Annotated in this window: 24 protein-coding genes and 1 tRNA gene; 11 read left to right on the top strand and 14 right to left on the bottom strand. The window is 54.9% G+C overall.

The features are described 5' to 3' along the window. Positions 1-191 precede the first annotated feature (191 nt). Together AC2FJV_RS16495 and AC2FJV_RS16490 are read right to left on the bottom strand one after the other, a co-directional pair. Positions 192-1,736: a ShlB/FhaC/HecB family hemolysin secretion/activation protein gene (locus AC2FJV_RS16495; RefSeq protein WP_496714103.1), complete on the bottom strand. Its 1,545-nt coding sequence runs from the start codon at positions 1,734-1,736 to the stop codon at positions 192-194. A gap of 124 nt (positions 1,737-1,860) precedes the next feature. After that, on the bottom strand, positions 1,861-2,160 hold the full coding sequence (locus tag AC2FJV_RS16490) for a hypothetical protein (RefSeq protein ID WP_142638995.1): 300 nt from the start codon (positions 2,158-2,160) through the stop codon (positions 1,861-1,863). A 568-nt stretch (positions 2,161-2,728) separates the two neighbouring features. On the opposite strand from AC2FJV_RS16490, the gene AC2FJV_RS16485 reads away from it, so the two are divergent. From AC2FJV_RS16485 to AC2FJV_RS16475, 3 genes are all read left to right on the top strand, one after another. After that, on the top strand, positions 2,729-3,244 hold the full coding sequence (locus AC2FJV_RS16485; RefSeq protein ID WP_496714102.1) for a DUF805 domain-containing protein: 516 nt from the start codon (positions 2,729-2,731) through the stop codon (positions 3,242-3,244). Between the two features lie 74 nt (positions 3,245-3,318). Next, a complete protein-coding gene (locus AC2FJV_RS16480) occupies positions 3,319-4,089 on the top strand; it encodes a hypothetical protein (RefSeq protein WP_496714101.1) in 771 nt (256 codons plus the stop codon). Between the two features lie 107 nt (positions 4,090-4,196). Next, positions 4,197-4,388, top strand: a complete 192-nt coding sequence (locus AC2FJV_RS16475; protein ID WP_425595613.1) for a DUF1194 domain-containing protein — start codon at positions 4,197-4,199, stop codon at positions 4,386-4,388. 697 nt (positions 4,389-5,085) lie between these two features. On the opposite strand, the gene AC2FJV_RS16470 is transcribed toward AC2FJV_RS16475, so the two are convergent. From AC2FJV_RS16470 to AC2FJV_RS16440, 7 genes are all read right to left on the bottom strand, one after another. Next, positions 5,086-6,018: a DMT family transporter gene (locus AC2FJV_RS16470; protein WP_496714100.1), complete on the bottom strand. Its 933-nt coding sequence runs from the start codon at positions 6,016-6,018 to the stop codon at positions 5,086-5,088. A 131-nt stretch (positions 6,019-6,149) separates the two neighbouring features. Continuing rightward, positions 6,150-6,908 carry an alpha/beta fold hydrolase gene (locus AC2FJV_RS16465; RefSeq protein WP_496714099.1) on the bottom strand — a complete coding sequence of 253 codons (759 nt, stop codon included), beginning with the start codon at positions 6,906-6,908 and terminating at the stop codon, positions 6,150-6,152. Between the two features lie 278 nt (positions 6,909-7,186). Beyond that, positions 7,187-7,945: an SDR family NAD(P)-dependent oxidoreductase gene (locus AC2FJV_RS16460; RefSeq protein WP_142638985.1), complete on the bottom strand. Its 759-nt coding sequence runs from the start codon at positions 7,943-7,945 to the stop codon at positions 7,187-7,189. 18 nt (positions 7,946-7,963) lie between these two features. Next, a complete protein-coding gene (locus tag AC2FJV_RS16455) occupies positions 7,964-8,785 on the bottom strand; it encodes an ABC transporter permease (protein WP_496714098.1) in 822 nt (273 codons plus the stop codon). Between the two features lie 7 nt (positions 8,786-8,792). Further along, a complete protein-coding gene (locus AC2FJV_RS16450) occupies positions 8,793-9,644 on the bottom strand; it encodes an ABC transporter permease (protein ID WP_142638982.1) in 852 nt (283 codons plus the stop codon). 38 nt (positions 9,645-9,682) lie between these two features. Further along, positions 9,683-10,846, bottom strand: coding sequence for an ABC transporter substrate-binding protein (locus tag AC2FJV_RS16445; RefSeq protein ID WP_142638980.1), 1,164 nt, complete (start codon positions 10,844-10,846; stop codon positions 9,683-9,685). 34 nt (positions 10,847-10,880) lie between these two features. Beyond that, complete coding sequence (locus AC2FJV_RS16440; RefSeq protein ID WP_246097278.1) at positions 10,881-11,981, bottom strand: ABC transporter ATP-binding protein; 1,101 nt, start codon at positions 11,979-11,981, stop codon at positions 10,881-10,883. A 165-nt stretch (positions 11,982-12,146) separates the two neighbouring features. Between AC2FJV_RS16440 and AC2FJV_RS16435 the strand changes: the two genes are divergently transcribed. Both AC2FJV_RS16435 and AC2FJV_RS16430 read left to right on the top strand, forming a co-directional pair. Then, entirely contained in the window at positions 12,147-12,902 is a 756-nt protein-coding gene (locus AC2FJV_RS16435; RefSeq protein WP_496714118.1) for a helix-turn-helix transcriptional regulator, read from the top strand. Between the two features lie 247 nt (positions 12,903-13,149). After that, on the top strand, positions 13,150-13,701 hold the full coding sequence (locus tag AC2FJV_RS16430; protein WP_142638976.1) for a primase-helicase family protein: 552 nt from the start codon (positions 13,150-13,152) through the stop codon (positions 13,699-13,701). 254 nt (positions 13,702-13,955) lie between these two features. On the opposite strand, the gene AC2FJV_RS16425 is transcribed toward AC2FJV_RS16430, so the two are convergent. Next, a tRNA-Gln gene (locus AC2FJV_RS16425) sits at positions 13,956-14,030 on the bottom strand. A 438-nt stretch (positions 14,031-14,468) separates the two neighbouring features. Then, a complete protein-coding gene (locus AC2FJV_RS16420) occupies positions 14,469-14,990 on the bottom strand; it encodes an SH3 domain-containing protein (protein ID WP_142638974.1) in 522 nt (173 codons plus the stop codon). A gap of 137 nt (positions 14,991-15,127) precedes the next feature. Between AC2FJV_RS16420 and AC2FJV_RS16415 the strand changes: the two genes are divergently transcribed. From AC2FJV_RS16415 to AC2FJV_RS16395, 5 genes are all read left to right on the top strand, one after another. Continuing rightward, positions 15,128-16,114 (top strand): 2-hydroxyacid dehydrogenase, encoded by a 987-nt coding sequence (locus tag AC2FJV_RS16415; protein ID WP_496714097.1) that lies wholly within the window; start codon positions 15,128-15,130, stop codon positions 16,112-16,114. A gap of 51 nt (positions 16,115-16,165) precedes the next feature. Continuing rightward, positions 16,166-17,959 carry a gamma-glutamyltransferase gene (gene ggt, locus AC2FJV_RS16410; RefSeq protein WP_496714096.1) on the top strand — a complete coding sequence of 598 codons (1,794 nt, stop codon included), beginning with the start codon at positions 16,166-16,168 and terminating at the stop codon, positions 17,957-17,959. 27 nt (positions 17,960-17,986) lie between these two features. Further along, entirely contained in the window at positions 17,987-19,399 is a 1,413-nt protein-coding gene (locus tag AC2FJV_RS16405; protein ID WP_496694455.1) for an FAD-binding oxidoreductase, read from the top strand. A gap of 97 nt (positions 19,400-19,496) precedes the next feature. Further along, entirely contained in the window at positions 19,497-20,843 is a 1,347-nt protein-coding gene (locus tag AC2FJV_RS16400; RefSeq protein ID WP_271952567.1) for a hypothetical protein, read from the top strand. A gap of 141 nt (positions 20,844-20,984) precedes the next feature. Then, the gene (locus tag AC2FJV_RS16395; RefSeq protein WP_496714095.1) at positions 20,985-23,492 is read left to right on the top strand and encodes a GcvT family protein; all 2,508 of its coding nucleotides are present in this window, start codon (positions 20,985-20,987) and stop codon (positions 23,490-23,492) included. A gap of 65 nt (positions 23,493-23,557) precedes the next feature. Here the strand turns inward: AC2FJV_RS16395 and AC2FJV_RS16390 are convergent, their stop codons facing one another. The 3 genes from AC2FJV_RS16390 to AC2FJV_RS16380 form a co-directional block, all read right to left on the bottom strand. Further along, positions 23,558-23,893 carry a carboxymuconolactone decarboxylase family protein gene (locus AC2FJV_RS16390; protein WP_142638962.1) on the bottom strand — a complete coding sequence of 112 codons (336 nt, stop codon included), beginning with the start codon at positions 23,891-23,893 and terminating at the stop codon, positions 23,558-23,560. 68 nt (positions 23,894-23,961) lie between these two features. Beyond that, positions 23,962-24,615: a DUF938 domain-containing protein gene (locus AC2FJV_RS16385; RefSeq protein WP_496714094.1), complete on the bottom strand. Its 654-nt coding sequence runs from the start codon at positions 24,613-24,615 to the stop codon at positions 23,962-23,964. After that, positions 24,612-25,679, bottom strand: coding sequence for an NAD(P)/FAD-dependent oxidoreductase (locus AC2FJV_RS16380; protein WP_496714093.1), 1,068 nt, complete (start codon positions 25,677-25,679; stop codon positions 24,612-24,614). Before AC2FJV_RS16380 ends, AC2FJV_RS16385 begins: the two co-directional genes overlap by 4 nt. A 145-nt stretch (positions 25,680-25,824) precedes the next feature. On the opposite strand from AC2FJV_RS16380, the gene AC2FJV_RS16375 reads away from it, so the two are divergent. Then, a complete protein-coding gene (locus AC2FJV_RS16375; protein WP_142638956.1) occupies positions 25,825-26,229 on the top strand; it encodes a hypothetical protein in 405 nt (134 codons plus the stop codon).

Raw genomic sequence — 26,229 nt, 5'->3', positions numbered from 1 at the left:
TTGGGCCAGTAACTTGATTACCTGCCCCTTGCCCACCGGCCTGCCCACATCCTTGGCTCGACTGGTGTGGGTTCCCTACGCCTCGGCACCACCCGTAGTGATTTCCGCGGGCAAAGACCTGAGTAGCGGCCAGTTCTGCAATTAGACAAGTTGCGGTAAGTACAGCAATTCGGTTCAGTTTCATAACATCCTCACCAACTTGTTGTCAGAGCAAGATACGCGCCAGGATCGCCAGAGTCGGTCAAAGGGCCGTCTCTCAAAGGGACACCGACATATCCGGACAGGAATAGATTTTGCTTAAACTCAATGTCCAACCCGAGACCTGTCGATGCCAGTGTAGCATTGTCAACTTCAAAACTCGCAGGGTCATTGTTCGAGATGTAACCCACGTCGAAAAAGGCAAAGGGTGTTAAGCGATGGATGCTCTGGGAACTGGGGAAGTAGGAATGAGACACTTCGAAAATCGCGGAAATCCCGGAATCACCATCCACTTCGTCAAAACGATATCCGCGCAAAGCGTAGCGATCACCAAGGAAGTACTCTTCGACAGAGGGCAGCCGGTCTGTTGTGTACTGCCCCCAGATCTCGGTGCGCCAAGCTGTGTTGGGCGACAAGCCCGTTAGTGGGCTTTCGTATCCGATGCCGCCTCGTAGATGCCAGAACGAAGAGTCCCCGTCGTCAAAATTCGCGTCTGTCGTTTCATTGTCATTATCGCCAAAAGATAAGGTTAGCCCCGCTTCCAGAGCTTGTCCCTTTGGATAGTTTTGCCCGTAAAGATAAGTAAGGCCAACGACACTCGCGTCACTGGATAATGGAACGCCGCCACTGACTGAGTCCGCTTTTGAAAGGCGATAATCCAGCAGAAAGTATCCATATCGGGCTACATCTCGGATTACGGGGTAACCCATCGCGACGGTGAAGTTTTCGCCGTCAATATCTGTTCTAGCAAAATTTCCTGAGAGGTCACGTTTTGCGTTTATGTTCCCGTAGAAGATCTCACCGTACAGACCATTACTGTTCAGCGGGGTGCGATAGGTAAGAGCGCCCCATAAAGAGTGTTCATCGTCTTTGTCCCAATTGTAATTGCCTGAACCCTCAAATCGCAGCAGATCCCCAACGGTCAGTGTCGAATAAAACTCTTGTACGACATAGAAGCTGAGCGCTTCTCCAAGCTCACGCGGAGGGTTGTCGAGTGTCGCACTCCCGGCTTGTTTGCGCAGAGGCTCTCCCAATACTCTCAGCCTAGCACCTGCCTGATCCGGATAATCAAGTTCGGTCGACAATTCCAAATCAGGTATGTCCTCAGCCAACATAACCGCCCGCTCAAATTGTTTGAGAGTTATTGGATATGCGGTGGTGAGGGGGCGAAAGATCTTTTCCAAGGTTTGGAACGTGCGCGTATCTACACCTTCAATTTCGATGGTTTGAATACGCCCTTCATCAACAACAATGCTCTGCCCATCGGGGCCAGGCCAGGCCTCAGCCAAAAAATAGCCGTCTTCTCGGTAGATCTGCGTGATCGTTGATGCGACCTCCACCGCTGTGATGCGCCCTGACCGATCAAAGGCCAACTGACCGGCAAAAGTTAGCAGCTCATCTGAATCATACACCGTTACGCCGCTGACAGAGTGCTGTGATGCTATGTCCCAAGTTTGTGCAATGCTGTATTTTGGAACTGAAACAATGGCCACAAAAGTGCAAATGATCGCAATTACAACCGAGTTGGTTACGGACATTTTCTACAACCTTAGCATGATTGAGCATGTTAAAACCCAATCCTATTACGAGGTTTGAATGTCTAAGCTTGCCGTTATTCAAATTTGATCACGACTGGTGCTTTCGAGATACACAGCGAACAGACTACAATGCGCCTTCGTCGCCAAGGAACTCGATACCAGCTGTCGCGCCATCACTGTAGGCAATGCAATTCCACGGAGCGCGATCCTCACCAACGCCTACAGTGACTTGTGTTCCCGCCTCGCTAAACGCGGATGAGAGCACCACGACTTGCGAATTGTTTGTCGTGTTGGCTACATCCCGTAAACATGCCTGCTGAGCGGGCGTGAGCTCGGCGGACGCGCTGGACGTACTCGTGTCGTCGCAGGCTGCAAGCAATGCGAAACATGTCGCGCCTGCGATCATCACCTTCTTGTTAGTCATTTTCTTCTCCCTCTGGTTCCTTTGAAATTTGTGAAATTGGATGCGCATGTTTGAAGCTTTTGCGTCTGTGCAGCCAACAGAACACACCTCGATCCTTTGACTACCTTTCCCAAAAACTTGCCGCGGGGGGCTTGTGGGGCAGAACGACATTACGTTGACTACCGAGGCCGCCAACAACGTGTGATGGCCGTATGACGTCACTGGTAAAAGCTAGAGCGAACTTGGGAGAGAGGGCGAGTACGTTAAGTCTGAGCATCGTGTTCTCCCAAGCCAGATTATTGTGAAGTGCCTTCCGACCGCCGGCACTCACTCCAGCAGTCGGAAGGGCCCGGTAGATCGGGCGACAGCGACAACAACGGAGGTAAAAAAAGTTGTGTCGAATTCGTATGTTCGAATATAATTTTTCATAAATCAATACTTTTTCCGCGCGTAAACTTCTTTACGCTCTCGTACGAAAGGCTTCTGCTTTCAAACAAAAAAGTAAGTGGGAGTCCCCAGAGGGGAGAGTGTGTTCTCCTGAGCGGCGAAATGTTTTGAGGCCGCACAGAAACTGAGAAAGGAATGAAAGATGGGATTCGGTGAAGCAGTTAAAACGTGTTTCTCGAAATACTTCCAGTTCTCCGGGCGGGCTATACGCTCAGAATACTGGTGGTTCTTCTTGTTTGTGGTTCTCGTAAGTGCCGTTTTTGCCGGGTTGGATTCGATCCTGTTCGGGACAAACCCCGAAACAGGCCAAGGATCTCGGGTCCTGTCCTCTGTTTTCCAGCTGGCTGTTCTCATACCTATGCTGGCCGCCGGTTGGCGAAGGCTGCATGATACAGGACGACCTGGCTGGTATTTGCTGCTGCCGATGGCGCTCAGCATTACAACGCTATTTGTTATGCTGGGTGGGGTGGCGTTCTTTTCGGTATTGGAGCAAGGGACCGAAAACCCCGATGCATTACGAGGACCCGCGGCAGTACTGGGCGTGACCGGTATTGTTGTTGTCTCAATTCTTCAATTGGTTCTGTCTATCCTGATGATCTGGTGGCTGACACGACCTTCCCAAGAAGGCGCAAACGAATACGGCGAACCTGTTTCCTGATCTGGCTGTCCGGGCAATTGGATGGAACTTCTGCTGAACGACAGTGCGAACCGTAACTCAATGGAGAGAAAAAAATGAGCTGCAAAACCATTTCCATTGGAATGCTACTGATGGCAGTGGCGACCACAGCATCAGCGGAGTGGTCTTTCAGCTCCGGGCCCAACCCCAATGCGTATATTCAGACAGGAAACATGACGCTGGAACTTCAGTGTGACCGTATTCGCTTTGCTCCGGCTGGATTCGAGGACAGCCAGGACATTGCGGACAAGCAGGGGCTTTCAATTCGTTTCTTGAAGAACGGCACCACCGAAGTTGGGGCATTTCAGGTTGGCGCAGAAAACGCTGCTGTGCAGATCGTCGACAACTATCCCGTCGAGGTCAGTTTCAACAGTCAGCAGGATTATGATTTTGTACTGGACCAGCTTGAAGCAAATGCATCGGTCAATCTGTCCATGATTGATCAAGATGTCAGCTATGGAATCTTTGACTTAAAAGGTTCCGGCGCGGCAATTCGATCCCTTCGTTCTGCGTGCAACTCGGATGTTAGCCAAGAGGCCTCATACGAAGCACCCGAAGGCATCGTCTATTGTGGTGGCGGAGCGATAAAACGCGTAATCGAACCCGCAATTTTGGACAACCCGGACGGAGAGTGGGACGCGCGAGTAACGGTTAACGGCGAGCCGATCAGAGCCATGACGGCCTACAGTTACTTCGGAAACTCCGAGCCACCGGCCGGATTTGTCGTCGCCCTGCTTGGGGAAGACAGGTCCGAATTTCTGATTTTTAGCGAAGGCTCGGCAAACTGGCTGGAGTACGGGGACTACAGGTATGATCAGTGCAATTGATGCCACCCTCCAACCAGCTTCCCAAATAGTGCGCCAGTCGAAAGGTTTGGTTTCCGCGATTGTACTTGCTTCGGGCCTTGTTTGGACCCCACCAGCTGTTGCGGCTGATGTTTCGCAACTTCCGCCCGGTTTTGCGGGCCCGTGAGGCAGTATTGTCGAAGTCGATTATTATAAATGGGTTACCGCTGATGACCCAAGAAGGTATGGGGAGTCAGTGGCACTTCGACGATCTTGACGTCTACTACCAGAACTGTGTGACAGGCGGACCTGGTTTATTCGTAGTCCCGGTGCTTGACTAGCAGGGCTTTGCGGAGGCCGTACGACGAAAATTGGTACTGGAAATTGGGTCAGCGCCTGCAACAGGAGAGGTTATGAAGGCGCAATACACCTCACCCTCAGACTATGACTGCCTGATTGGCGAGAAGATCTGGGAACGGAACCAACAAATCTCGAGCGAACCCTAGAAGCGGCCTTTGCATCAACCACCCGAGGCTCGATACAAAAAGCCAGCAGCAATTATCTGAGGAAAACTAGTGTTCTGCGCTTTCAATAGAAATGCACAGATGGTGGTAGATCTTCGACGCAGTGTGAGTAGACAAACTTATTGACATCAATTTGCACGAACCGAGTGAAATTTGCACGCTTATGGTTAATTCGCAATCATAGAACGACAACAGGCTCTTGGGGCTAAACCCTCCGAGAAACTGGGGAGGTTTCGGGGGCATTTTGCGAAGCGCGGAACGAGGACAAAGGACGAGTGAGCACGGGGCATTTCTGACCGCTAGAGAGGCCGCTGCGAGACCACTAGAGACCCGCCCACTGGTGCTGAGACGACCGCTGGCGAGTCTCGTTCCGGGGGCTGACGGGGGTCGCTGGTGCTGGCGGGTTGGGGGTGTCCGCTACTCAAAAATAGACCCGACGCTTGGCCGGGTCAGTTGGTGACGGCGAGGATCGTCACTCCGTAATGTGGTGGTCAATAGTATTCTAGAAAGCGCCTCATTCTGCTTGTTGGGGCTTGCGCCTGACAAAGCGGGAGAAAAGCCGGCCGTCGGTTACAGCAAAGCCAAGGGCAATGATGGCGAACCCGACCCAAGCCTCTGGCTCTATCTTTTCACCCAGGAATGAAACGCCAAGGCCGATAGCGAACGGTGGAATCAGTAAGGTTACCAAAAGAAGGTTGGCAGCACCTGCGCGCGCAAGGATTGCGAAATAGAGAACATAGGCCAGTGCTGTTGATAGTGCGGCCATCCCAAGAAGCGCAGCCCATACGCCAGAAGACAGAGCCAAGTTTGGGGGGCCATCCATCACGAGAACAATCGGGATCATAAGCACTGTGCTGCCGATCAGCATACCAAGCGCATTCACCAGCGGTGGTTGGCCCGAAAGAGCAGTCCTGCCCCATACACCGGCAAATGCATAAGAGAGCGTCGCCCCAAGAATAGCCAGCTGTGCCAGATTGCTCGGATTGAACTCGGTCAATGCGCTTGGCCCCATAATGAAGGCCACCCCCAAAATACCCAGTGCAGCACCTGCTATCTTCTTCGGAGTCAAGGGCTCGTCCTTAAGAAGCAAACCCGCCACGACCGCTGCAAACATTGCTGTCGTAGCATTTAGGATTGAAGCCAGCCCGCTGTCGATTTGCGTTTGCCCCCAGAAGATCAGCGAGAACGGAATGGCATTATTGAGCGCCCCCATTACGAGGTAAGCGCCCCATGCCCGAGGGGTGCGTGGAACACTCAGTCCTTTGAAAAAGACGATTAGCGCAAGAATAGGAACCGCCCAAAAAACCCTGTGCAATGTAATTGTAAGTGGTGGCACCTCTGACAGGGCTACCTCACCAAAAAAGAACGACCCGCCCCAAACCGCGGCGAGCAAAAGCAGCATGACGCTGGCTGTAAAATCCATTGCTGGCATGGGTTGGTTTGTCATGTCTTCTGCTTCCGTCACTAACTATTACCTAACGGATTAGCTTACGTGACCGCGACACCGCGACCCGTTTCTTGCGGAAATCCAATACAAAGCCAACTTTCATCTATCCAATTGTGAACGGCTGCGTTCACCTATCGGTGGAGTGCCTCAGCAATCATTTCTGCAAGCCTTTCGGGCTGATCTACGCTCGCCCAGTGAGTGGCGTTTTCGAGAATAATCCGATCCATCTTGTTTTCTTCCAACCACCGGACGGTGCTGTCCGGACAGTTGTCAGGATTGTAGAGATAAATCACATTTGCCGCGCTTTGCAAAAGCTCGCCGGGCACGCAGCCTGTTGAAAAATGCCGTGCGTCGGTGCCGAGTTGCCACAGCGCCAGAGTATAGGCCTTCGATACTTCATTATGATACCGTCGGATGATCGGTGCCGTTTTCGCCATTTCATCAAGCCGCTCAAGAAACGCTGCACGAAACGCAACCGGATCACTGTAGTCCGCGGCAGTTCCAGAAAAATAGGCATCCTCGGCGGTGATATTACCCTCTAGAGAAATAATGGTTGTCAAAGGACAGTCGGCCCTTTTGGCGGCCAGGGAGGCTATGATTGAAGCAACCGAATGAGCGACAATGATCTCAGCTCCGTGCTTGATCGCTTTGTCGGCGACGGTTTGTGCAAGTGCTTCAAGAGTTGTTGCCTTTGCCAGAGGCTGAGCGCCAAATCCCGGAAGATTGATGGGTAGCAAACGATAGCTGTTGGCGAGGTGGGTGTCAGCCAAACCTTCAAACATGCTCGCATTGTCACCAAAGCCTGCAACACAGAGAATGGCGGGTCTTTCATCGTTCACTTGACTGGGTTGTTTGGTCATTTTGGCTTCCAGAGCATCGTATGCAGACATTAACACGGCTCCGCAGTATTCGACAATTTGGGCTCACTCCCTGGTTTCGCCGCCTGAAGCGCGAACTATGGCTCCTGATTTCCCAACGTCCGTGCATTGAACGACATGACACAAGATCAAAGACTTGCCCCGATCCTCCTATGGCCGGTCTCGATCAGCCGATCACAACGGTATTGCCGCGCGAGCAACGGGCCGAGCTCAGCCCAAAGCGGACTGAAATGTGCTCGCAAAAAATGAAGTGCGGCGATAGACATTCTCTTGAGTGGTCCAACCCATCACTAAATGCATTCACCGCCATCGATAACCAAGGCTTGCCCAGTCATAAAAGCGGATTCATCTGAAGCTAGATAGACGATCCCATGGCCAATCTCTTCAACTGTCGCCCACCGGCTCATAGGGATCGCCTGCTCGATGTAGCTTTCCAGTTTGGCACGGCCACCCATCTGCTTCTCGAAGCCTGCATTGAAGGGGGTGTCCACAAATCCTGGACAAAGGGCATTGAAACGGATTGCATGGACAGCGTAATCGGCTGCCATCTGCCGGACCATCGCAACAGCTGCGTGCTTTGTGGTCGCATAGGCGATCATACCCCGGTCGTATTGAACGCCAGAATTGGAAGCAGTGACGATCACGCTGCCTCCACCTTGTGATTTCATATGGGGGACGGCTGCACGCGCGGCAATGAAGTGGGCGCGGACGTTCAATGCCCAAGAAGCATCCATTCCAACCGGTTCCACTTCTTCCAGCGTTCCTTCGATCTGTAACCCAGCATGAGAGTGCAACACGTCAAGCCGACCGAAGTTTTTAACTGCTTCGTCTATGGTTTTGGTAAGGGCATCGTCATCGGTTACATCAAGCTGTAAGGCAGATGCTTGATTTCCCTGTGCAATGATCTCGGCCACAGTGGCGTCAGCAAGTGTTGCATCGCGATCCGTTACCATGACATGCGCACCCTCTTGCGCCATTGCCATTGAACCCGCCCGACCAATTCCTGATCCCGCGCCCGTCACGAGCGCGACTTTACCTGCAAGCCGCATGTCACTTGGCTCCTTTATTTAACTATTCGATTTTGAGGCGCCTCGGCGCAAAAGAAGTTGCGCTGTAACGAGAAGCAAGAGCGACGCGCCCATAACCATAGTGCCTATGGCATTGATCTCGGGCGTTACGCCGCGCCGGATGGATGAGAATATGTAGATTGGCAGGGTTGTTTCTGAGCCAGCTACGAAGAACGCGATGATGAAATCATCAAATGAGAAAGTGAAGCTGAGCAGGAAGCCCGCCAAAATTGCCGGGGCTATCAACGGCAGTGTCACCTGCCGAAAGGTGCCCCAGGGCGTCGCAAAGAGGTCCGCCGAAGCTTCCATGAGCGCGCGGTCCATACCCGATAGCCTTGCACGTACGATGATTATGACCAGCGCCATTGTGAACATGGTGTGCGCAGCGACAAGCGTGGGCATCCCCATGGAAAGTTGCGGGGGATTTGCTCCATCGGGCCATAGGCTGGCAAGAACTGGGTTAAGCCAGCCGAATACGGTAACCAAGGCAATGAGCGTCGCGATACCGATGACGATACCGGGTATCATTATCGCAACATAAATCATCGCGTCGAACAAAGTTCGGAGCCATCCCTTAACCCCTTGTAAAGCCATGGCAGCCATAGTTCCGAGAGTGGATGCGAGGCAAGCAGTTATGAATGCTGCAAGCAGACTGGTCTCGAGCGCGTCCATAACAAATGGGTTGTTGAGCGCTTTGCCATACCATTGGGTCGAGAAACCCATGAACTGGCTTGCGTGTCGTCCGGCATTGAAGCTGAAAAGCGCGATGATGCCGATGGGAATATAGAGAAAAAGGTAGACGCAAATCGTGTATAAGCGCATCGGATCCTCACATCAGCGAGACATCTTCGCGCTGGCCACCCAGACGCGAGATGAATTTCATGTAAATTGAGACAGTGACAAGCATTACGACAACCAGAGTCATTGCGACCGCCGATCCGTACGCCCAGTTTCGAGACTGCAGGAACAGGTCCACCAGCGCATTTCCGACGAAAAAGACCTTTCCGCCACCTAAGATCGCTGGGATCAGAAACTCGCCCATCAGCAAGATGAAGACCAGCATGCAGCCAGTTGCGATACCAGGTACCGACAAAGGAAGTGTCACCTGACGGAACGTACGCCATGGGGTAGAGCCGAGATCAGCCGAGGCTTCCAGAAGGCGTTTATCCAGTTTGTCCAAGCTTACAAAAATTGGGAAAACCATCAAAGGTAGATACCCATAGACAATCCCCACAAGCACGGCGAACGGCGTATTTATCAGGCGGACATCATCGATGCCGATCGACTCCAGTAAAGCGGGCAAGCCACGCCCCCCAAGGATGAAAATCCATGCGTATGACCGGATCAGGATCGATGTCCAGAACGGCACGATCACCAGGATCAACAGCGAAGTTCTCCACTTTGGTGAACAACGCACCGCAAGAAAGTAGGCGAGCGGGTAGGCAATTACCAACGCAGCGATAGTCCCCAGAGGTGCAAGGATCAAAGTGTTCTTAAACGCCGTCCATCGCGCAGGAAGGTTGGCATATTGTTCCAACGTGAACGCTGGAACATAGCCTCCGGCGGCACCCCGTTCGCCAAAGGAAAAGACGAAGACGACCAGCAGAGGAAGGGCAAGCATTACCAAAAGCCATATTCCTGCCGGTGCCAGCAACAGTGCTTTTCTGCCTCGTTCGGTCATATTGTCCTCGTCTTTTCCGATATTGGCGGCCTTGCCGCTTAGGCCGACTTGAAGCGGGCGAGCAACTCGGCACGGTTTGGATCGGTTAGCGTAGCCGCCGCGCCGAACTCGAGCGCACTCAGAAGGTCAGCTGCCGGATAAAGGATCGGATCTTCCAGCAATTCCTTCGGCAGCAACGCATTGGTGCGAGCATCAGCCGATGGATAGCCATGAGCGAGGACTTCTTTCGCATTAACTTCCGGGTTCAGCAGGAAGTCGATCAAGGCATAAGCGGCATCCATATGGGGTGCGCCCTTAGGAATAGCGTAGTAGTCGGACCAGAGTTCACCGCCCTCAGCTCCCAGAACGTAGGCGATTTCAGGCATGTCGACATTCATCTGCTTGCCGTCACCTGTCCAGCACATCGTCATCCAGGCGTCACCGTTACGCATCGGTGGCTGATAGTCCGACGAGATTGCAAACAGATGCGGTTTAGCATCCAGCAACAATTTCTCGGCATCGGCCAGTTCCTTCTCATCGACCGAGTTGAAGGAGTAGCCGAAGTATTTCAGGGCATTACCGATGGTGGTGAGTTGGTAATCATGCACCATTGTCCGACCTGAGTAACCTTCCATAGTAAGGTCCCAGAACTCTTTCCATGTGGTTGGAGTCGGAGCGCCGTCAAGCTTGCTAGTATTCACTGCAAAGCCGGTCGTGCCCCAGTTTTTCGGCACCGCGTAAAGTTGGCCATCGACAGAGCCGGCATCCGAAAAGCGTTGTTCGAATGAACCTGCGTCGTAGTTTGGCAGTTTGGACGTATCGAGCGGGATGATCAGATCTTCGCCCACATACGTAGTGATCGTGTAGTTCGTCGGTACGAAAACGTCCCAACCAGACCCACCTGCCTGCAGTTTTGCCAACATCTCTTCGTTCGAGCCAAAAACATTGACCTGAACATGAGCGCCAGTGGCTTCCGTGAAGGCTTCGAAGTTCATCTCGTCATGGTAGTTCGGCCACGTGGCGAGGATCACTCGGTCGCCAATGTCTCCGGCAGCAAATGCCGGGCGTGGACGCAACCCAGGCATAGCCGTGCCCAGAACGGCCGTTGCCATCCCAAGACCTGTCACGCCCAAAAAATGTCGCCGTGTGACGGAACCCTTTTGGTACCGGCGAAGCTCTTCCATGAACTTTTGCTTGGAAATAGTCCCATTATCCTTGGTCATTGTGAACCTCTCTGTTGTTGGATTGCGGGATTTGTTAATTTTCCAGGATCAGCAGTGCGCCTTCGCCCCATGAAACAAAGGCCTGCTCTCCCGCATTGAACGTCCCCTCGTTCAATTCCGCTTGCCTTGGCACAAGTACGTGGAAATCACCCAGTGCTTCGTTGCGCGCAAGGTATTCTGTGTGCTCCCCAAGGAAGATCCGATTTTGAATGGTAACTGGCAGAGCGATTTCAGCTGCGGGTAGCGCGCGGGTCAGCGTGATCTGTTCAGGACGGATACTGACGCACACTACCTGCCCTACATCGATTGGGATCTCCGGAGTTCCGTGCACCTTTTGGCCACTCGCTAAACGCACAGTGATTTGCTCGGCTGCTGCGTCAGTTACGGTTGCATCAAAGAAATTCGAGGTGCCTACAAATCCTGCCACATAGCGGCTGCGGGGCATGTCATAGAGTTCACGTGGGCTGCCTACCTGCACAATACTGCCGCCTTCCATCACACAAATTCGGTCGGACATTGAAAGCGCTTCTTCTTGGTCGTGCGTGACGAGGACAAAAGTTATTCCTAGTTGTCGTTGCAGGTTCTGCAGTTCAAACTGCATTTCTTTTCGAAGCTTTCGATCCAGAGCAGCCATTGGTTCATCGAGCAGCAAAAGCTTGGGCTCGTTTACGATCGCACGCGCCAAAGCGACGCGTTGCTGCTGACCACCAGACATCTCCCAGATGCGACGTGGGCCAAATCCACCAAGACGAACAGTTTCCAGCGCTTGCTCAACCTTTGTCGCGATTGTTTGTTTGTCTACGCGTGGTCGTTGTTGGCGCAGGCCGTACGCGATGTTGTCGAACACACTCAGGTGAGGAAAAAGAGCGTAGTGCTGAAACACCATGTTGACTGGGCGATGGTGCGCATCCAAGTCGTTGACGACTTCTCCATCGAGCAACACCTGACCTTCGGTTGGCTTCTCGAAACCTGCCAGCATTCTAAGTGCAGTGGTTTTGCCGCAACCAGATGGGCCTAAGAATGACAGGAACTCTCCTTTCCCAATGGAAAGATTCAGGTCTTTGGCAGCGACCACATTCCCGAAGGTCTTGGTCACTCCTCGGAGTTCCGCAATCGTCTGCATGGTGACGCTCATGTCAAAGCTCATATACTGCCGTTTTCCTTTTGCTTGATTTTTTGGCATTTACTGGCATACCACTCAAACAAGGAAAAAGTAACAAAAACTCGGAATAACTGTATATACCACAATTGGGGTATAGGGGTGCTTTTCGAAAATCTGGAGCTGCGTGTGTACGATTGGATGGAGGAGGCCGGCAGGGTCGTGGAGAAGATCGGAACCCCAGAGTTTCCCTGTGTTTTAGCAGATGGCTTACGGCAGGTCGCGCCATTCGATTTTACTGTAGTGTTTGGCCATGTCGGAACCGAAGCACCAATAGACCTTCACGACGATTTCCCCAAAAGCAAACGGCGTATTTTTGTTGAGGACTACCAAGCCGGGCCCTACGTACTTGATCCATTTTTTTTGGCCGCGACAAAACCGATAACACCGGGTCTGTACCGCATGCGCGATATCGCACCGGACAGGTTCTATCAGGGCGAATACTATCGCAGCTATTACAAAAGGACTGGGTTAGCAGAGGAGATTGGCTACTTTATCGATATCCCAAGCGCTGGGATGGTTGTGGTCTCGCTCATGCGAGCAGAGAAGCCTTTTTCCGCCAAGGAAATTCGCCATTTGCACGCTCTATGGCCGCTCGTTCGGGCAGCCTGTTGCAAACATTGGAGTGACTTTCCATCGATGGCCCGCGGCGCCGCAGCGAATGGCGTTAGTCATCGTGTCGATCTAGCATTCCAGGCATTTGGCGATGGCGTTCTGACACCACGAGAACGAGAAGTTGTTGAGTTCACATTGAAGGGCCATTCGGCAGAAGCTGTCGGCACAATTCTCGGCATCTCTCCAGGCACAGTCCGCATCCACAGACGCAACATTTACGCGAAACTTAGGATCAATTCGCAGGGTGAGCTTTTTTCAAAGTTCATTGAAAAGGCACTTTAAAAGGTTCCTTGAACACCCACTTTGTCCGTATTGTCGACCTTGCTACCGTGTGATCCGGAACGCCCCAACTCTACCTGAGGCGGCAACTGATATCGAAAAGGACGTGGCATTACTTGCTCGGCAGATCAGCAAGTGGGTTGTCCGCTATAAAAATCAGTTCTATCTACCTGAACGTCCCTCACATCCTCTGTCGCAGGCGGAGGCCAAACGTATCTGCTTGGGTAGGATGCGGAGCAACTACCCCACGATGGAGTTTACTCCAGGCCATGTGCGAGCGGTGTTTCAGCGGGCTTTCGAAGAAATCCACGATGATCCTAGCCAGAATGTTCGGATATGGAACGGAACTACGAAATGCCGCCCCGACATCAAAGAGCCGATCATACCTGAGGGCGATACAGTTGCTCTCAACGCTTGGAATGAACCGGCCTATCGCGACCTTGCAGTGGCCGACGCTGACACGACTATGTTCGATCGGTTTCTTGAGCGTATCTTCGGCCACGAGGCTGACCGCCGCGTCGTCAAGGATTGGGTTTCGTGGGGTCTTCAGAATGAGGCCGAGAAACTAGCTTGGGCTTTGTTCTTTTACTCCCGATATAAAGGGACAGGTAAATGCACCCTCTGCACCCTGATCACCAAGCTGTTCGGGGAAGAAAACTCGATCACGCAAAACAGCGTTGCCAAGCTGACCGGGAAGTTCAACAAGCCGATTCTGGACAGTAAGCTTGTGGTATCAGAGGAACTTCAACTGAAGCCGGATTCAGGTCGCTGGTGGACGGGTGAGAGGTTCGGTTGGTTATGACCGCCGTGATAACCTTGAGGATGAGCGTGACCGGCAGGCGAACGGGGTCGATTGGGATATGCTATAGACCTGTGGCTATGCAGAAACCTCGACTTCGGAACAGCTAACCCGTTCCTCCCGCAACGTGGGAGGGGCACCCCCGCAGAACCCGCTATGATTGTTAACGGGTGGTTCGGGTGGCTGGGGCATAAACGGGGGCATTTCTCGGAGGGTTTAGCCCCAAGAGCCTGTTGTCGTTCCATGATCTGATGAACTGGCTGGGGTGGTAGGATTCGAACCTACGATACACAGTACCAAAAACTGCTGCCTTACCACTTGGCTACACCCCAACGGTGAGGCGCTATCTACGATTGTTGTTGGTAGGGTTCAAGAGCTTTCAGGCAAAAAAATTAGGCCAGTTATAAAAAAAATTCAGAGCATCTTTCACGGGTCATGTTAGCAGCACCTCTTCCTGCCCGAAGGTGTTGAACATGGTTTGACGGCAACGGCTGTGAATTGGCTCTTCCGCCAAAGAAGCATGACTCTGCGGACAGATGTTGAACGGCTGGGCCGGGCGAGGATTCGTCTGGCAGGCGGACAGGAAGCAGGTTTTCGATTGGTTTAACGAGGGCGAGTGGCAGTCGCGAATGTGGTCTTTCTGGCGCTGCACCCCTTTGTTGCGCCTCCTGCTTACGTAGGGCCGCCCAATGCCGAAGCAGATAACAAGAATAAGCAAGTTCGAGAGTGGCGGATCGGGAACTTCATTGCCGGTTGCTCTGAGATCAGCGCTACTCGCGAATCTCTGAGGGATCGACGCCCCAAAGGTTGGATTTCAGGGCCCAGCCACGATATCCACCTGCAGAGATGCGACACCACTCGATCGTGCAGGTTCCAAGCCGCGCGACAACGCCGGTTTCAAACCGCGCACTGACCTGCGAGTTTGGGTCCGGGTTGGAATAGACCGGCAGCAAGTCGGATTCGATCAGTACTGTGCGCACGCCAGACAACAAGGCGTAATGGACCCAACCCCCTGCGCCATCGCGGTCCTGAACCTTTCTCCAGTTGCCATATTCCGCCGTCACCTGCAAAGGCATCCCGCGCCGTTTGAACACCCAGTCGATTCGATGCGACAGGGATGGTCCTCTGCGCACGTTTCCCTCGGCCGCTTTCATGGAAACATACCGTGGCAAAGGCAGATTCGTGACCTGGCCGCGCTTATCCTGTGCGCTGGCCACAAAGGGACCAAGCACAAGCAAAATTACTGAAAAAAGCGCCAGAATCCGGCGATTTACTGGTAGGAGAACACTCACTGACAGTCTGCTCTTATGCCTGTTAATTTTGCTTCGAAAAAAGGTTGGATCAATGCCCAGGGGTTCTTGTGCCCCGCCTTATCCTGCGCCACGATGCCATGACGCGCGAAAGTTTGCAAAGCAGTGGGAGTACACAGGTGCCTAGAGAACGTCTGAGTGTTGTCGTTACGCGACGGTTGCCCGAGGCTGTTGAAACCCGATTGAGCGAGCTGTTCGATGTCCGGTTGCGTGCGGACGACGCACCCATGACCCAAGAAGAGCTTGTAGCGGCCGTACAAGAAGCGGATGTACTTGTACCAACGGTTACAGACTCGATTGATGGCGGATTGCTGGGGCGGGCGGGTGAAAGGCTGCGACTGATCGCCAACTATGGGGCAGGGGTTGACAATATCGATGTCGCAACCGCCCGTCAGCGCGGCATCCTTGTGTCGAATACGCCCGGTGTGCTGACCGACGATACTGCGGATATGACTATGGCGCTGATATTGGCCGTGACCCGCCGCATCCCCGAGGGGCTGTCCGTCATGCAAAAAGGGGACTGGCAAGGATGGTCACCCAACGCGTTGCTGGGTGGGCGGATCGGTGGGCGGCGTCTTGGCATTTTGGGGATGGGCCGGATTGGTCAGGCGGTTGCCCGTCGTGCCAGTGCCTTCGGAATGCAGATACATTACCACAACCGTCGTAGGTTGAGACCGGAGACAGAGCAAGAGCTTGAGGCGACCTATTGGGAAAGCCTTGATCAGATGGTCGCACGGATGGATGTGATCTCGGTCAACTGCCCGTCTACGCCTTCGACTTTCCACCTGATGAATGCCCGGCGGCTAAAGCTGATGAAGCCGAGTGCAGTGCTAGTCAATACGTCACGTGGCGAAGTAGTCGATGAAAACGCGCTAACCCGCCAAATCCGGTCAGGCGATATCGCAGGTGCAGGTCTTGACGTTTATGAACACGGAACGAAGGTGAACCCTCGCCTACGGCAGTTGCCGAACGTGGTTCTGTTGCCGCATATGGGATCTGCCACGCTTGAGGGGCGGATCGAAATGGGCGAAAAAGTTATCATAAATATCAAGACATTCGAAGACGGCCACCGACCACCGGACCAGGTTGTTCCGTCCATGTTATAGTACGCGGCTTGGTGGCCTGACGATACAAAGTCAATTTTTCAGGAGGATACTATGAAACGAAGTCTGATTTCGGGATTGCTTTTGGCAACCATGACCTTTGCCGGGCCGTTGGCCTCTCAGGAAGCTGCGGATGCAGTTGCACCGGAGGGTGGTACTGACGGGCAGGTTCAAGGCCTGACCGCAGAAGTCATAGCCTCACTCGAAGCGAAATTGGCCGGTGAACCCGTGACGTCACAGAACTGGATGGTGGCCGCGGCCAACCCTCTGGCGGTTGAGGCCGGGGCCAAGGTGCTGCGGGCAGGCGGTTCGGCGGCTGATGCGATGGTTGCCGTGCAGGTTGTACTTGGTTTGGTCGAGCCGCAATCCTCAGGCCTTGGTGGTGGTGCATTTCTGGTCTGGTATGATGCGGCCTCTGGCAAGCTGACAACACTGGACGGACGTGAATCCGCCCCGCTTGAGGCCACCCATCGTCTGTTTCAGGACGAGAATGGCGAACCGCTGAAATTCTTTGATGCGGTTGTCGGAGGACTTTCCGTCGGCACACCCGGCACCCCGGCTTTGTTGGAAGAGGCGCATCGCCGCTGGGGCCGCAGCCCGTGGCCCGGCCTGTTTTCTGACGGCATTAATTTGGCTGATGAGGGTTTTTTGGTTTCTCCTCGATTGGCCAGCCTTGTTGAGAATGACGCGGAACGCCTGTCGCGATTTCCCGAGACAGCCGCGTATTTCCTGCCGGATGGACAGCCGCTTGCACAGGGGCAGCGGTTGACGAACCCGGCCTATGCGGAAACGCTGCGCATCATGGCTGCGGAAGGATCAGCTGGATTCTACGGAGGAGAGATTGCCGCCGGGATCGTCAGCGCGGTTCGCAACGCGCCTGGGAATCCGGGCGTGCTGTCTGGTACAGATCTGGCGCTTTATCAGGTCATCGAACGTGACCCCGTCTGCGCCACCTACCGCGTTTATGAAGTCTGCGGAATGGGCCCGCCATCCTCAGGGGCGCTGACGGTCGGGCAGATTCTGGGCATGTTGAACGGCTATGATCTGGCAGCGTCAGGCCCCGAAGATATCAGATCCTGGCGGCTGATCGGGGATGCTTCGCGTTTGGCTTTTGCCGACCGTGGGCGCTATATGGCTGACCATGATTTTGTCCCGATGCCGACACAGGGGCTGGTCGATCCTGCCTATTTGTCCGAACGGGGCGCGTTGCTGAGCGGTGAGGCCGCATTGATCGACGCCGTTCCGGGGAATCCCGAATTTGACCATGCCTCGAACTGGGCGGATGATATCTCGCTGGAACTTCCGTCGACCTCGCATATTTCGATCGTGGACCAGTATGGCAATGTGCTGTCCATGACCACGACGATCGAAAACGGCTTTGGATCGCGGCTGATGACCAACGGGTTCCTGTTGAACAATGAGCTGACCGATTTCTCGTTCAAAACCCACAGCGATGGCGTTCCGATTGCCAACCGTCTGGAACCGGGCAAACGCCCGCGCTCATCCATGAGCCCGACCATTGTGATGCAGGACGGTGCACCGGTTCTGGCCATCGGATCGCCGGGTGGAAGCCGGATTATCGGCTATGTTGCCAAGTCGATCATCGCCTGGGCAGATTGGGATATGGATGTGCAACAGGCCTTGGCACTGCCGCATCTGGTCAATCGTTTCGGCACGTTCGACGTGGAACAGGGCACCGGGGCCGAAGGGCTTTCGGATGCGCTGACCGAACTTGGCTATGAGGTCAACGCACGTGATCTGACTTCAGGTCTTCATGCCATCGAGATCGGGGACATGCTGACAGGCGGTGCCGATCCGCGACGTGAGGGCATTGCGCTGGGCGAATAGTCTAGCGGCCAGTCAGAAAGGGAAAGCATGGTGCAAGCAAAGTCGCTTCGGCGAAACGAGGCGGGGATTGAAACGGTCGTCGGCATTCTGAAACAGCAATTCGGCGACCGTTTGCAAACGGGTCAGGCGATCCGCGAGCAGCACGGGCATACGACCACATGGATCGAAAACCAGCCCCCTGATGCAGTGGTGTTTCCGCATTCGACCCAGGAAGTCTCGGAAATCGTCAAGGCCTGCGCCACGCATAAGGTCCCTGTGATTGCCTTTGGCACCGGAACCTCGCTGGAAGGGCATGTGAACGCGCCAGCCGGTGGCATTTCGGTCGATCTGTCTCAGATGAACAAGGTACTGGCCGTTCATTCCGATGATTTGGATTGTGTCGTGCAACCAGGTGTAACGCGAGAGGAGCTGAATACTCATCTGCGTGATCAGGGTCTGTTCTTTCCGATTGATCCCGGTGCGAACGCCTCGCTGGGCGGTATGGCGGCGACCCGTGCTTCGGGAACCAATGCGGTGCGCTATGGCACGATGAAGGACAATATCCTTAGCCTTGAGGCCGTGATGCCGGACGGGCAAATCATCCGAACCGGGCAGCGGGCCAGAAAGTCGTCGGCCGGGTATGACTTGACCCGCCTGATGGTGGGCGCAGAGGGCACGCTGGGCATCATCACAGAACTCACTCTGCGTCTGCAAGGCATCCCCGAAGCGATCACCTCGGCGCGTTGTGTGTTTCCTTCTGTCGACGCGGCATGTCAGGCTGTAATGATGACGATCCAGTACGGCGTTCCCGTGGCCCGGATCGAGTTGTTGGACGAGGTGTCGGTGAAGGCCGCAAACGCCTATTCGGGACTGGCCTTACCGGAAACCCCGCTTTTGCTATTGGAGTTTCATGGATCGACTGGTGGTGCGGTCGAGCAGGCTGAGACATTTGGTCAGATCGCCGAAGAGTTCGGCGGCACAGATTTCGCGGCCACTTCGACAACCGAAGAACGCAACAAACTCTGGCAGGCACGCCATGATATGTATTGGGCCAGCTTGCAGTTGCGCCCGGGTGCGCGGGGCATATCAACCGATGTTTGCGTACCGATCTCGCGACTGGCAGAATGCGTGACTGCGACCCGAAACAAGGCCAAGGAACTTGGGCTTTTGGCGCCGATTGTCGGGCATGTAGGGGACGGTAATTTTCACACCTTGCTGTTGATCGACATGGAAAACGCCGACGAAGTGGCCAAAGCGGACGGGTTTGTTGGGTGGTTGAATAACCTTGCGATCGAGATGGAGGGAACCTGTACCGGGGAACATGGGATCGGGCAAGGAAAGCGGTCATACCTGGCCAAGGAGCTAGGGGCAGCGCTGACCTTTATGGAGGCGGTGAAAAAGGCGCTTGATCCCGACAATATCATGAACCCTGGAAAAATATTTCCGGCTCGGGACGGGTAAAAACCGCGCGGATTATTCCGTATCTAGGCCACAAGGATGCCTCAATTTTCAAAGATTCTGCGCGAAATAAGCAGTGAATGAATATTGAGGTAATTTGATGGACGCGTTGCGGCTGATCGGGTTTGCGCTGATTGTTGGATTGGTTGTCGCCGGGCTGGATTACTACCAGCAGGATAAGAAACACCAAGGTACGCTGTCGGCAAACGGCTATGTGGAAACGCTCAAAACGCGGTTCGCCCTTTATCATGAAGAACTGGATGCCGAAGCGGCAGAACGCGACCGCCAGAAGCGTTGGCGCGCAGGGGGCAAGCCCTATATGCCGGTCCCGGATTCAGAGCTTTCGCGTCGGGCAATAATGGACAGTGACTTCACGCTCGATGCGCGTGAAGGGGGGGGCTTGAAATCAGTCAGTGAGGCCGCGCGCCCGCTTGCCAGTAAGGTGGCTGTTCAAAAAGCTGAAATACAGGCCAAAAAACTGGATAAGGTAAGCTGGGTTTATGAAAAGGCTGGTCACACTTACTGGATTGAGATCAAACTGCGGCAGGAGGCTTCCGCGGATTCACTTGCGGGCAATATCGCAAGATCGATCGACTCGATGGATTTCGGCGCCAGCAACTATGCTCCGTTCGGTGTGATCGGGGGCGTTGCCTATTTTCAGTTCGTCGAAGCAGAGTACAGCCCGATCCATCTCGATGTCCGTAAAGTCTGGTCGATGATCACTGCCAAAGTGACGGATCTGACACAGCCGGTTGGGTTCCAGATCTATACGGGCACCCTGGGTCTGGGTGAGGAAATCCGTGTTGAGATGTACACGGATGCCCCGGAGCAGGATGTGCGCATATTCCTCAGCCAGCTTGACTATGATGGGATGAACGCGTTGCTTAGCCGGCCGGTGCCTGGTGTAGGAAACGAGGCGGTTACCGACCCGGATGGCGGCATTGAGCGCGCCTTGCAAATGGCCGAAGTCCGGGCCGAGTTCACCCGGCTGCGCAGCGAGATTGCTCAGTTGCGGATCGAAAACATCAACGGGTTGGCCTTGCTTGCCAATACAATGGCGGCACAACACGGGTTGCCATCTGATGCTTTCGATCTGACGGCAAACAATATCCAATCCCCGGATGATTTGATCCAGATCGGGTATCGCAAAGGGTTGGCTGGCCTGGAAATTGAAAACGCAGATGCGGATGGATCTGGCGGCAGTGTTTTTGGGCGACTTTTCGGGAAGCTAACGGGTGGGTCGGAAGAAAAAGAGGTCGAACCGAAAAGCTCGAGCGGTTTGTTCGGCGGCCTGAAGTCGTTTTTTAAAGGTTCAGAAACTGCCGATGCTTCTGGGAAACGTGTGAACGAAGCATCCGAGATTCGTGTGAACAAGGGTGGAGCAGGGTCTTCGGGCAAATGCGCCTTCAAAGATGCGCGCAAGACCTGCTCGCTGTCTGGCGGCTGAGAAAGTTCAAAACTTTTAGGAAAAACGACCCCCAGATGTCTGAGGGTCGTTTTTTTTATATCACTGGTCGGATGAATGTCGCGCGGTGGGCGCTGATTGCGCCATATGGTGGCAACAGATTCCAAGGGGAGACACCCGGCTATGAAAACCCAAGTCAAAGCACTGGTCGTTGGCGGCGGCGCCGTCGGCACTTCGATTGCCTATCATCTGGCCAAGGCAGGCTGGGACGATGTCATGCTAATCGAGCGGGACGAACTGACGTCAGGTTCGACCTGGCATGCGGCGGGTTTGCTGCCGCTGTTCAACATGTCCTATGCGACCACGCATATCCACAAATACTCGGTCGATTTCTACAAGCAGCTTGAGGATGAGACCGGCCTGAACGCGGGTTTCGCCGTGGTTGGTAACCTGCGCATGGCGCAGACCCAGGAGCGCATGGACGAATACATGCTGTACGCGTCGACCGCCGAAACCTGTGACGTTGCCTATGAATGGTTGACTCCGGACCAGATTAAGGAACGCTGGCCGCTGATCGAGACCTCGGACCTGAAGGGCGCGATATATCACACCGAGGACGGCTATATTAACCCAGCAGACGTGACACAGGCGATGGCCAAGGGTGCGCGTCAACGCGGAGTTGAGATCGTTCGCAAGCTGCAGGCCGATGCCTTCCATTGGACCGGCACTCATTGGGAAGTCACCTGCACCAAAATGGTCGAGAAGGGCGGTAACCTCATTCCGTCGGATGAGCAGGTGGTTATCACCGCCGAGCATGTCGTGACCGCATCGGGCAACCACGCACAGCGGACCGCGAAAATGCTGGGCATCAAGATGCCTGCGATCCCGGTCGAACACACCTTTATCGTCATGGACAAAGACCCCGAGTTGGTCAAATGGCGCGAGGCGGGCAACCCGGAACACCCTGTTGTGCGTGATGCCGACAACGAATCCTACGCACGCGAGGAACGCGGCGGCTGGATTTTGGGGATCTATGAACATGGTGCGCCGGCGCAGTTTGAACATGGCGTGCCGGACAGCTTCCGTGCTGATCTGTTCCCGCTCGATCTCGACCGGATTGCAGATCAGTATATGGCAATGGCCGAGCGCGTGCCGTCCTGTGCTGAATCCGGCCTGAAAGACGATTTCAACGGCCCGATCTGCTACACGCCCGACGGCAATCCGCTGGTTGGTCCGGCTCCGGGTCTGCGCAATATGTGGCTGGCCGAGGGCTTCAGCTTTGGTATCACCGCTGCGGGTGGCACCGGTTATTATCTGGCCCAGATGATGGTCGATGGAGAAGCCGAGATCGACATGGCTTCGCTGGACCCCAAACGTTACTCGTCGAACTGGATGACCACCGAGTTTGCGGCCCGCAAGAATGAAGAGTGCTATGAGCACGTCTACATCCTGCACCACCCCGATGAAGAACGCGCTGCCTGCCGCCCGCTGCGGACTGTTCCGGCTTATGATCGTCAGAAAGCGCGTGGCGCACAGTTTGGCTGGGTTAACGGCTGGGAGCGCCCGAACTACTTCGGTCCGCTGGATGCACCCGAAAACTTCGACCATGATGCCCGCTCGTTCCGCCGCGGTGGCTGGTGGCAGCATGCCGTTGACGAAGCCAAGGCGATCCGCGAAGGCGTTGGTCTGATCGACGCATCGGCCTTCACAAAGCATGTCGTCAAAGGCCCCGGTGCGACCCAGTTCCTGGATTGGTTTACCTGCAACAAGCTGCCCAAGGTCGGTCGTATCAACCTGACCTACGCGCTGACCTCGCACGGTACCACCCGCACTGAATACACCATCGTCCGTAACGGCGAGAACAACTACTACATCGTCTCTGCCGGTGCCTGGACTGAGTACGACGCCGATTACCTGCGCAAGGCGGCCGAGGACAAGATGGAGGAGTTCGGTTACATCGAGATCCAGGATGTGACCACTCAGTGGGGCGTTTTTGCCATCGCCGGACCCAAATCGCGGGACGTTCTGAAAGAAGTCATCAAAGACGCCGATCCGGAAACCGCACTGTCCAACAAGCGCTTCCCATGGCTGTCGGCCCGTCAGATCGAACTGGGCATGTGCCCGGTCAACGCGATCCGCGTGGCCTATACTGGTGAGCTGGGTTGGGAACTTCACCACCCGATCGAAATGCAGAACTACCTGTTCGACTTGCTGGAAAAAGCCGGTGAGAAGCATGGTATGAAGCTGGTCGGCGCACGCGCCCAGAACTGGCTGCGTCAGGAGAAATCCTATCGCGCCTTCGGCACTGAGCTGGGCCGCGACGCGACCCCGCTGGAAGCCGACCTGCCGCGCTTTGTCGACCTGTCCAAAGACTTCTATGGCAAGGCCAAGCTGGAAGAGACTGGCGTGCGCGTGAAATGCTGCACCCTGCTGATCGACGGACCGGAGGATGCCGATCCGTGGGGCCGTGAAGTGCTGTATACGCCGGACGGTGAACGCGTCGGTCGTCTGACTTCGGGTGGCTATTCAGTAGCCTTCGAAAAATCCATCGGCATGGGCTATGTGAAACCCGATCTGGCGGTCGAAGGCACCAAGCTGAAGGTCAAGCTTCAGGACAAATTGTGGGATGCGGTCGTCACTTGCGACAGCCCCTATGATCCGAAAAACGAGGTCATCCGCAAGGACGGCTGATCTGGATAAGAACGGCGGCACCTTTTTGGTGCCGCCTTCTAATGCCCGCAGCACGCGGGCTTTTTTCATGCACTCAGCTCGTCGAAACAGTCCAGCGCCTTAGAGGCGTACATCATCGACGGCCCGCCCCCCATCTGAACCGCCATGGACAGAACGTCCGAAACCTCGTCACGTGACGCGCCGGCTTTGATCAAAGCTTCGGTGTGCAGCATGATACAGGGTTCGCATCGGTCCGCTATGGATATGCCAAGAGCGATGAATTCTTTGGTCTTGTAGTCCAGCGTTCCGCCTTGCTTGACCGCCGCGCCAAGCGCACCGAAGGCGCGGGCGGTATCAGGGATTGCGCCGTTCAAATTGCGAAGACCTTTTCGCGTGTCGTTGATCTTTTCCTGCCAGGGCATGCTACATTCCATTTAACATCGTGTATTTGGAATATGTTTAGTTGGCCTCGGTCGGGCTTTGATCTGGATCAGGTGTTAGATTTTTCCACGATGAAGGCCAGGTTATTTGCAGGCATCGCCGCGACTTCCAGGATTTTCAGGTCGTGATTGGCCAAAAGCTCAGAAACGTCTCCGTCGTTTTTATATCCGATTTCAGCATCCTGCTGGACCAGAGCCGTATGAAATCGTTGATCCCCCACGCTGGTCAGGCGATTGTTGCGCATGAAAGGACCATAAAGGATCAACCGGCCATTCGCGTTCAGTGCTTGCGCTGCCTCGCCGACAAGCGTTTCCACTTCGGCCCAGCTGATCAGGTGCAAGAGATTGATCAGAACGATCAGATCCCTGCCGCCAAACGGCTGATGCCAACCCTCGATGGTTGCATCCAGAGCTTCTGCTTTGGACACATTCGGCAGGCCCGCGGTGTAGGCATTGATGCTGGCCCGCCGTTCGGATTCAACCTCACTGGGTTGCCAATGCATGCCGGGGCGGCATTCGGCAAAGGCTGCGATGTGCTGACCGGTGCCACTTGCCAGTTCCAGCGCTTGTCCGGTCAAAGGGGCGAACCGGTCCAGAAGATCGCACAAAGCCCGAACGTTACGGCTGGCTGCCGGAGCGACCAACTGACCGTTCTCTCCTACAGTCGCGACGCTGGCGTTGGAGGGTAACGGGCGCTTGTTCATCTGTGCAACCTGTCTGGTCTCAGAGAGGCGATGGTCGCCGTGTCCAGACTTGATTGGTTGCCGACTGTCAGATCCGCTACCAGTTGGGATGCAGCAGGGGCCGTCTGAAACCCGTAACCACCCTGACCGGCAGACCAGATAAACGTAGGATCGGTCGGATCGGGCCCCAAAACCAGGCTGCCATCCGGTGCGAAACTGCGCAAGCCCGCCCAGTTGGTTTCGACCCGTGTCACAGGCTCGGTGACCATTGCCTCGTACCGGGCCAAGCCCTCGGCCAGAACCATGTCATCGGCATATGCATCATGGGCGGCGGTCGGATCGGCATCGGCAGGTGAGACCAGCAATTTGCCCGCGTCGGGTTTAGCATACCAGCTTTCGCCCGCACCCAACATCATGGGCCAGGCGCGCAAGTCATGCCCGCCGGGGGGCGGGATACGGGCCATTGAGCGGCGGCGCGGCTGGATACCAATCGGGGCGATACCGGCCATCGCCGCGATTTCGTCAACCCAGGCGCCGGCTGCATTGACGATGTGTCGTGCCTCAAAGCTCTCGGTGGCCTCGACGATCCAGTGCCTATGTTTGCGAATTGCCGTGACGCTTTGCCGGGTCAGAACGGATCCACCATTCCCACGGATCGTCCGGGCGAAATCCTGCATCATGCGGTCGGTATCTATATCTTGTTCACTGTCGCTGTGCGCCGCGAACCCGACGGTTTCGGGGTTCAGGATCGGGATAAGGGATTGTGCCGCGTCAAAGGAAATCTGTCGGCCGCCAAGTTGATCGGCATCCCGGTGAAACACATCGTGTTGGTCTTTCCCGCCGATCAGAACCCAGCCGCGTGGCGACAGATAGTCATTCGTCTCAAAATGCGCTGCGCTGGCAAGGTTGAGGGCAATAACAGCAGGCGGACCATAGGCGGGTGCAAACATAGCTGCGGACCGGCCTGATGCGTGATAGCCAAGCGCCTCTTCGCCCTCGAGCACGGTGACCTGGCCGCGCTCTGACAACCGCGCGCCCACGCTAAGCCCGGCAATACCGCCGCCGATAATCAGGAAATCTATCATGTCGCCCCTTTGCTGGCCGCAGTCGTGATTTTCTGACGTCGAATGCGTCGTGCACGACCGTAGAATTCTAATTGAGACTTTAAGCAGGGTTGAATTTGCGCATCAACCCATCCAAAGAAGTGGAAAGCAATTAGAGGAGGGCAGGGTGAGCACAGCAGATTTACACCCATTGGCCACGGGGCACATTCCGTCTTACGTGACCCAGGCGGATGGCAGCGATTTTCTTTTGACGGTCATGTTCATTTTCACGGTTGTGGTAATCATCCTGATCGGCGTTGGCTATTTCACCCTGCATTCGATCCCCGAAAAGCTCGCGCATGAATCCAACCACCCGCAGTTTCAGCTTGTGGGAATTCTTGCGCTGCTGGCTTTGTTCACTCATAACGGATTGTTCTGGATTGCAGCCATTCTGGTCGCCGGATTCCAGTTTCCCGACATAGGTGCGCCCTTGCGTGCCATTGCCGATGCGATCCGATCTTTGGCGCCGCAACCGCCTGCTGATCCCGATCCCGTTCCATCCCCCGAACCCGTCGCGCAGCAGGAGCAATAG

The organism is Ruegeria sp. CDSA241 (assembly GCF_059611265.1).
This window is presented reverse-complemented; position numbering and strand designations above follow the sequence as displayed.

What these genes read in the sequence shown, in the direction of transcription:
- AC2FJV_RS16495 (WP_496714103.1), bottom strand. Translation starts at nt 1,736, where the DNA reads ATGTCCGTAACCAACTCGGTTGTAATTGCGATCATTTGCACTTTTGTG.
- AC2FJV_RS16490 (WP_142638995.1), bottom strand. Translation starts at nt 2,160, where the DNA reads ATGACTAACAAGAAGGTGATGATCGCAGGCGCGACATGTTTCGCATTG.
- AC2FJV_RS16485 (WP_496714102.1), top strand. Translation starts at nt 2,729, where the DNA reads ATGGGATTCGGTGAAGCAGTTAAAACGTGTTTCTCGAAATACTTCCAG.
- AC2FJV_RS16480 (WP_496714101.1), top strand. Translation starts at nt 3,319, where the DNA reads ATGAGCTGCAAAACCATTTCCATTGGAATGCTACTGATGGCAGTGGCG.
- AC2FJV_RS16475 (WP_425595613.1), top strand. Translation starts at nt 4,197, where the DNA reads ATGTTTCGCAACTTCCGCCCGGTTTTGCGGGCCCGTGAGGCAGTATTG.
- AC2FJV_RS16470 (WP_496714100.1), bottom strand. Translation starts at nt 6,018, where the DNA reads ATGACAAACCAACCCATGCCAGCAATGGATTTTACAGCCAGCGTCATG.
- AC2FJV_RS16465 (WP_496714099.1), bottom strand. Translation starts at nt 6,908, where the DNA reads ATGTCTGCATACGATGCTCTGGAAGCCAAAATGACCAAACAACCCAGT.
- AC2FJV_RS16460 (WP_142638985.1), bottom strand. Translation starts at nt 7,945, where the DNA reads ATGCGGCTTGCAGGTAAAGTCGCGCTCGTGACGGGCGCGGGATCAGGA.
- AC2FJV_RS16455 (WP_496714098.1), bottom strand. Translation starts at nt 8,785, where the DNA reads ATGCGCTTATACACGATTTGCGTCTACCTTTTTCTCTATATTCCCATC.
- AC2FJV_RS16450 (WP_142638982.1), bottom strand. Translation starts at nt 9,644, where the DNA reads ATGACCGAACGAGGCAGAAAAGCACTGTTGCTGGCACCGGCAGGAATA.
- AC2FJV_RS16445 (WP_142638980.1), bottom strand. Translation starts at nt 10,846, where the DNA reads ATGACCAAGGATAATGGGACTATTTCCAAGCAAAAGTTCATGGAAGAG.
- AC2FJV_RS16440 (WP_246097278.1), bottom strand. Translation starts at nt 11,981, where the DNA reads ATGAGCGTCACCATGCAGACGATTGCGGAACTCCGAGGAGTGACCAAG.
- AC2FJV_RS16435 (WP_496714118.1), top strand. Translation starts at nt 12,147, where the DNA reads ATGGAGGAGGCCGGCAGGGTCGTGGAGAAGATCGGAACCCCAGAGTTT.
- AC2FJV_RS16430 (WP_142638976.1), top strand. Translation starts at nt 13,150, where the DNA reads ATGGAGTTTACTCCAGGCCATGTGCGAGCGGTGTTTCAGCGGGCTTTC.
- ggt (WP_496714096.1), top strand. Translation starts at nt 16,166, where the DNA reads ATGAAACGAAGTCTGATTTCGGGATTGCTTTTGGCAACCATGACCTTT.
- AC2FJV_RS16405 (WP_496694455.1), top strand. Translation starts at nt 17,987, where the DNA reads ATGGTGCAAGCAAAGTCGCTTCGGCGAAACGAGGCGGGGATTGAAACG.
- AC2FJV_RS16400 (WP_271952567.1), top strand. Translation starts at nt 19,497, where the DNA reads ATGGACGCGTTGCGGCTGATCGGGTTTGCGCTGATTGTTGGATTGGTT.
- AC2FJV_RS16395 (WP_496714095.1), top strand. Translation starts at nt 20,985, where the DNA reads ATGAAAACCCAAGTCAAAGCACTGGTCGTTGGCGGCGGCGCCGTCGGC.
- AC2FJV_RS16390 (WP_142638962.1), bottom strand. Translation starts at nt 23,893, where the DNA reads ATGCCCTGGCAGGAAAAGATCAACGACACGCGAAAAGGTCTTCGCAAT.
- AC2FJV_RS16385 (WP_496714094.1), bottom strand. Translation starts at nt 24,615, where the DNA reads ATGAACAAGCGCCCGTTACCCTCCAACGCCAGCGTCGCGACTGTAGGA.
- AC2FJV_RS16380 (WP_496714093.1), bottom strand. Translation starts at nt 25,679, where the DNA reads ATGATAGATTTCCTGATTATCGGCGGCGGTATTGCCGGGCTTAGCGTG.